Here is a 5,949-nt window from a genome sequence, read left to right on the forward strand (position 1 = left end):
CGCCCGCGGCGGCTCCGGCGGGGGGCGGCCTCGCGGGCGTGCTCGCGGCGGGCGGCATCGCGTTCGCGGCGCTGGGCTCGTCGCTGGCGTTCATCCTCACGCAGGTGAAGTCGCTCACGCTGGTGGACGTCATCACCGCGGCGACCATCCTGGCCATCGTGGTGATGGCGCCCGCGGGGCTGCTCGGGTGGATGAAGCTGCGCCGGCGCAACCTGGCGCTGCTGCTGGAGGGCTCCGGCTGGGCGCTCAATGACAGGCTGATGCTGACGCGCGGCGTGGCGACGCTCATCACCCGCAAGCCGAAGCTGCCCAGGAACGCGCGCGTGGACCGCGCGGACCTGGTGCGCGGGGCGCTGCGCCACACGCGGGATGACGACGAGAGCGACGGCATGTCGCTGGGGGCCCGCCTGGGCCTCACGCTGCTCATCCTCTTCGTGCTGGGCTGGCAGGTGCGCGTGCCCGTCACGGAGTGGCTGTGCACGTACGACTGGCTGTCCGAGGACGCCTGCCGCGTGCTGCTGCCCAGGCTGGTGCCGTCCGAGCTGCCGGACGCGCCGGCTCCCTCGGGCACGGCGCCGGCGGTCGAGCCCGCTCCGGCGCCCGCGAAGTAGTCAGGGGTCGCGGAGCGCCGCGAATCTTGCGAGGCTCGGGGAGGCCCCTAGGCTTCCCCGACCATGTCGACCCTGTCCCCGCTGTTGGCGCAGTTCAAGGACCACCTCGAAGGCGAGAAGGGCGCATCCCCTCACACGGTGCGCAACTACCTCATCGACCTGGTGGACTACGAGCGCTACCTCGTGGAGCGGATGAAGCTGTCGCTGCTCGCGGGCTCGCACGCGGCCATTCGTGGCTACCTGGGAACGCTCAGCGTGGACCACGCGCCCTCCAGCCGCGCGCGGCGGCTGGCGAGCATCAAGTCGTTCTACAAGTACCTGGTGCGGCAGAAGCTGCTGTCCGCCAGCCCCGCGAAGCTGGTGAAGAGCCCCAAGCTGCCGAAGTCGCTGCCCAAGGTGCTGCCGGTGGAGGAGGTGTTCGCCATCCTCGACATGCCGGACGTGAGCACGGTGCTGGGGCTTCGCGACAAGGCCATCCTGGAGATGCTGTACGGCGGCGGCCTGCGCATCAGCGAGCTGTGCGGCCTGGACCTCCTGGGCGTGGAGCGCAGCAGCCGCATCGTCCGGGTGATGGGCAAGGGCAGCAAGGAGCGGCTGGTGCCGCTCAACGCGAAGGCCATCCAGTCCCTGGAGGCGTACCTCGCACGGCGAGGCGAGCTGCTGGCCACGGTGCACGACGCGCAGGACCCGGACGCGCTGTTCCTCAACTTCCGCGGCGGGCGCCTCACGCCCCGGAGCATCGCGCGGCACCTGGACGCGTACGTGCTCAAGCTGGCCCTGGCGCGCAAGGTGAGCCCGCACGCGATGCGCCACTCGTTCGCCACGCACCTCCTGGGCGGCGGCGCGGACATCCGCAGCATCCAGGAGCTGCTGGGCCACGCGAGCCTGTCCACCACGCAGAAGTACACCCACGTGACCTTCGAACAGCTGCAAGAGGTCTACGACGCCGCGCACCCGCGCGCGTGACGAGGCGGAAGGAAGGGGCGGAGGATGGCCAACAGCGCTGACGACGTCGACCAGTACATTGCGGAGCTCGAGCACCCGCTGAAGGCGGAGATTCAAGCCGTGCGCGCGGCCATCCTCGCCTCCGACCCCGCCATCACCGAGCGCATCAAGTGGAAGGCCCCCAGCTTCGTCCACTCCGGCGACGACCGCGTCACGTTCCGCCTGGCCCCCAGGGGCATCTTCCAGGTCATCCTCCACCGGGGCGCGAAGGTGAAGGACACGAAGGGCTTCGCCTTCGAGGACGACTCGGGGCTCGTGGAGTGGCTGGCGCCGGACCGGGGCGTCGTGACGCTGCCGGACGCGAAGACGGTGAAGGCGAAGAAGGCCGCCCTGGTGAAGCTGGTGGGCCGCTGGATGAAGGCGACCGCGACCTGAGCGCGTCCCCAGGGTGAGGGAGCGGACAGCCGGGCCGTTTTTATGAGTCCGGGACGGGCGGGCTTGTTAAACCCCCGGTCATGTTCCACGGCACCACCATCCTCTGCGTCCGCCGCGAAGGGAAGGTCGTCATCGCGGGCGACGGTCAGGTCAGCCTCGACAAGACCATCATGAAGAACACGGCGCGCAAGGTGCGCCGCATCGGCGACGGTCAGGTCATCGCCGGCTTCGCGGGCAGCACCGCGGACGCGTTCACCCTCTTCGAGCGCTTCGAGGCCAAGTTCAAGGAGCACCAGAAGAACCTCGCCCGCGCCTGCGTGGAGCTGGGGAAGGACTGGCGCACCGACCGCTTCCTCCGCCGCCTGGAGGCGCTGCTCATCGTCGCGGACAAGGAGAAGACCTTCATCCTCTCCGGCGCGGGCGACATCATCGAACCGGACCACGGCATCGCCGCCGTGGGCTCCGGCGGCCACTACGCGCTCGCCGCCGCACGCGCCCTCCAGGCGCACTCGCAGCTGTCCGCCCGGGACATCTGCACGCAGGCCATGGCCATCGCCGCGGACATCTGCGTCTACACGAACTCCAACGTCACCTACGAAGAGCTCTGAGAGGACCGCCCCGTGGCCGAATCGCGCAAGTTGTCCGCCTTCACGCCTCGCGAGGTCGTCAGCGAGCTGGACCGCTACATCGTCGGGCAGAACGACGCCAAGCGCGCCGTCGCCATCGCGCTGCGCAACCGGTGGCGCCGCCAGCAGGTGCCGGACGACCTGCGGGATGAGATCTACCCGAAGAACATCATCATGATTGGCCCCACCGGCGTGGGGAAGACGGAGATCGCCCGCCGCCTGGCGAAGCTGTCCCAGGCCCCGTTCGTGAAGGTGGAGGCCAGCAAGTTCACGGAGGTGGGCTACGTGGGCCGCGACGTCGAGTCGATGATCCGCGACCTGGTGGAGTCCGCCATCGCGCTCGTGCGCGAGGAGGAGACGGAGAAGGTCAAGCCGCGCGCGGAGGAGCTGGCCGAGGACCGCTTGATGGAGCTCATCAAGAACGGCGGCCAGACGCGCACCGCGTCGTCGCCGCCGTTCGGCTTCTCGCCCCCGCCGGCCCCCGCGCCCTCGCCGCTGGGCGACAGCGAGCGGGAGAAGCTGCGCGCCCAGCTGCGCGCCGGCACGCTGGATGATCAGACCGTGGAGGTGGAGACCAGCGAGAGCAGCCCCACCTTCATGCGCAACTTCAGCGGCCAGGGCATGGAGGAGATCGGCGTCAACCTCCAGGACCTGTTCAAGAACATGCCGGGCATGAAGAACACCCGGAAGCGCAAGCTGCGCGTGCCGGAGGCGCTCCAGGTGCTGCGCGCGGAAGAAGCACAGAAGCTGGTGGACCCGGACCGCGTCCAGCGCGAGGCCGTGGCGCGCGCCGAGTCCAGCGGCATCGTCTTCATCGACGAAATCGACAAGATCGCCAGCCGCGAGGGCGGCAAGGGCGGCGGGGGCCCGGACGTGTCGCGCGAGGGCGTGCAGCGCGACATCCTGCCCATCGTGGAGGGCTCGGCCGTCAACACGAAGTACGGCCAGGTGAAGACGGACCACATGCTCTTCATCGCCGCGGGCGCGTTCCACGTCTCCAAGCCGTCGGACCTCATCCCGGAGCTCCAGGGCCGCTTCCCCATCCGCGTGGAGCTGGAGGCGCTGTCCGGCGAGGACCTGGTGCGCATCCTGCGCGAGCCCAAGAACTCGCTCATGCGCCAGTACACCGCGCTGCTCGCCACGGAGGGCGTGCGCCTGTCCTTCACCGACGACGCGGTGGCGGAGGTCGCCCGCATCGCCCAGCAGGCCAACGAGCGCACGCAGAACATCGGCGCGCGGCGGCTGCACACCGTGCTGGAGCGCCTGCTGGACGAGGTGTCCTTCACCGCCAGCGAACAGGGCCCGCGCGACTTCCAGGTGGACGCCGCCTACGTGCGCGAGCGCCTGGGCGCCATCGTCCAGGACGAGGACCTGTCGCGCTACATCCTCTAGCGCGCTAGGGTCCGCCGCGTCGTCCCACCGCGTCATGAGCAGAGAGAGGTACCCCACCTTGCAAGCGCCGCCGTCCCCCGCGTCCGCCCCTGGCAACGAGCCCCTCATCCAGAAGGCGAAGCAGCACCTGCTGCAGAACTACAAGCAGCAACCCATCGCGCTGGTGCGCGGGCAGGGCACCCGGGTGTGGGACGCGGATGGCAAGGTGTACCTGGACTGCATCGGCGGCATCGCGGTGTGCGCCCTGGGCCACTGCCACCCGGAGGTGGTCGCGGCGGCCAAGGCGCAGCTGGACACGCTGTGGCACGTCTCCAACGCCTTCTACTCGCAGCCGCAGATAGACTTGGCCGAGCAGCTCACCGACTGGGCCGGGCTGCCGCGCGCATTCTTCTGCAACTCCGGCGCGGAGGCCAACGAGGCCCTCATCAAGCTGACGCGCAAGGTGATGAAGGACCGGGGCACGCCGGAGCGCTTCGAGATCCTCTCCTTCGAGAAGGGCTTCCACGGCCGCACGCTGGCCACCGTCACCGCCACCGGCCAGCCGAAGTACCACGCCGGCTTCGAGCCGCTGCCCCAGGGCTTCCGGCACCTGCCCTACGGCGACGTGGACGCGGTCCGCCGCGCCATCGGGCCCAACACCGCCGCCATCCTGGTGGAGCCCATCCAGGGCGAGGGCGGCGTGCGCCTGGCGCCCCCGGGCTTCTTCCAGGGCCTGCGCGCCCTCTGTGACGAGCAGGGCCTGCTGCTGCTCGTGGACGAGGTCCAGACGGGCATGGGCCGCACCGGCCAGCCCTTCGGCTTCATGCACCACGGCATCCGGCCGGACGCCATCAGCCTGGCCAAGGCGCTGGGCAACGGGCTGCCCATCGGCGCCATGCTGTGCCGCGAGGAGCTGGCCGTCAGCCTCTCCCCGGGCACCCACGGCTCCACCTTCGGAGGCAACCTGGTGTCCGCCGCCGCGGGCAACGTGGTGATGCGGCTGCTGCGCCAGCCCGGCTTCCTGGCGGACGTGCAGGCGAAGGGGGAGCACCTGCTCGCCGGGGCGCGAGCGCTCCAGGCCGCGCTGCCAGAAGGGCGCGTCAAGGCCGTGCGCGGGCTGGGGCTGCTCTTGGGCGTGGAGCTGGACCGGGAGGTCGCCCCCGTCATCGCGAAGCTGCGCGAGGCCGGCCTGCTGGTGAACGCCGCCGGGGACACCACCCTCCGCTTCGCCCCGCCCCTCATCATCTCCACGAAGGAACTGGACGAAGCGCTGGGCATCCTCCAGCGTGTCCTCTCCTCGCTGTAGAAAGGGGAGGGGTCCCACGGACCCGGGAAGTTTGACGCCCCGCTTCCCGCACACCTACACTCGGGGATTCGCCAGCTTGCGGAACGTGACACCTTGAGCGCGCCCAACCCCATCGTCGGCCTGGGGGGCAGGACCGACCACATCGCGACGGTGCCCCACCTGGACCCGGCCCGACTCCAGCTCAGCCCGGAGGAGGGCTCGGTGCTGGCGCTGGTGGGCCGCGTCGAGCGCATCGACGCCGTCCTGTCGCGCTCCTCGCTGGGAGAGGCGCGCACCATCGCCGTGCTGCTGTCGCTGCGCGCCAAGGGGGCCATCGTCCCCGCCCGGGTGGTGCAGCGCGCCCCTCCCGCCGCCCCGGTGGTGGACGCCGCCATGGCGGAGGAGGTGGACCTGGAGCCCGAGCAGAAGCGCGACATCATCGAGATGGAGCGCTCGCTGGACGGGATGGACCACCACGCGGTGCTGGGCGTGGCCCGGGGCGCCAGCCCCCAGGAGGTGAAGCAGGCCTATTACAACGCCTCCCGCCGCTTCCACCCGGACCGCTACTTCGGCAAGAACCTGGGCAGCTTCCGCGCCCGGCTGGAGCGCATCTTCAAGCGCCTCACCGACGCCCACAACGCCCTCAGCCGCCAGGAGCCGCCGCGCGCTCCCGCCG

General features: G+C 70.7%; 6 protein-coding genes and 1 pseudogene. All 7 read left to right on the forward strand.

Annotation, left to right across the window (positions count from 1 at the left end):
• A pseudogene (locus tag ACLEQD_RS34950) lies at positions 1-611 on the forward strand (kinesin); the annotation flags it as partial.
• Positions 612-674: 63 nt separating this feature from the next.
• Positions 675-1,577: a tyrosine recombinase XerC gene (locus ACLEQD_RS34955; protein ID WP_338278667.1), complete on the forward strand. Its 903-nt coding sequence runs from the start codon at positions 675-677 to the stop codon at positions 1,575-1,577.
• A gap of 24 nt (positions 1,578-1,601) precedes the next feature.
• Positions 1,602-1,991: a DUF1801 domain-containing protein gene (locus ACLEQD_RS34960; protein WP_410390066.1), complete on the forward strand. Its 390-nt coding sequence runs from the start codon at positions 1,602-1,604 to the stop codon at positions 1,989-1,991.
• Between the two features lie 80 nt (positions 1,992-2,071).
• Positions 2,072-2,599, forward strand: a complete 528-nt coding sequence (gene hslV, locus ACLEQD_RS34965; protein ID WP_120527843.1) for an ATP-dependent protease subunit HslV — start codon at positions 2,072-2,074, stop codon at positions 2,597-2,599.
• A 12-nt stretch (positions 2,600-2,611) separates the two neighbouring features.
• Positions 2,612-4,009 carry an ATP-dependent protease ATPase subunit HslU gene (hslU, locus tag ACLEQD_RS34970; protein ID WP_410390068.1) on the forward strand — a complete coding sequence of 466 codons (1,398 nt, stop codon included), beginning with the start codon at positions 2,612-2,614 and terminating at the stop codon, positions 4,007-4,009.
• Between the two features lie 34 nt (positions 4,010-4,043).
• A complete protein-coding gene (locus tag ACLEQD_RS34975; RefSeq protein WP_410390069.1) occupies positions 4,044-5,294 on the forward strand; it encodes an aspartate aminotransferase family protein in 1,251 nt (416 codons plus the stop codon).
• A gap of 93 nt (positions 5,295-5,387) precedes the next feature.
• Positions 5,388-5,949 (forward strand): J domain-containing protein (locus tag ACLEQD_RS34980; protein ID WP_410390071.1); only part of this gene is annotated, 562 nt, incomplete at its 3' end.

This window comes from Corallococcus sp. 4LFB, assembly GCF_046520365.1.
In the GTDB taxonomy this organism is placed as follows: domain Bacteria; phylum Myxococcota; class Myxococcia; order Myxococcales; family Myxococcaceae; genus Corallococcus; species Corallococcus caeni.

Excerpts from the sequence above, each read along its gene's own strand:
- hslV (WP_120527843.1), top strand. The coding sequence starts at position 2,072 with ATGTTCCACGGCACCACCATCCTCTGCGTCCGCCGCGAAGGGAAGGTC.
- ACLEQD_RS34960 (WP_410390066.1), top strand. The coding sequence starts at position 1,602 with ATGGCCAACAGCGCTGACGACGTCGACCAGTACATTGCGGAGCTCGAG.
- ACLEQD_RS34955 (WP_338278667.1), top strand. The coding sequence starts at position 675 with ATGTCGACCCTGTCCCCGCTGTTGGCGCAGTTCAAGGACCACCTCGAA.
- ACLEQD_RS34975 (WP_410390069.1), top strand. The coding sequence starts at position 4,044 with ATGAGCAGAGAGAGGTACCCCACCTTGCAAGCGCCGCCGTCCCCCGCG.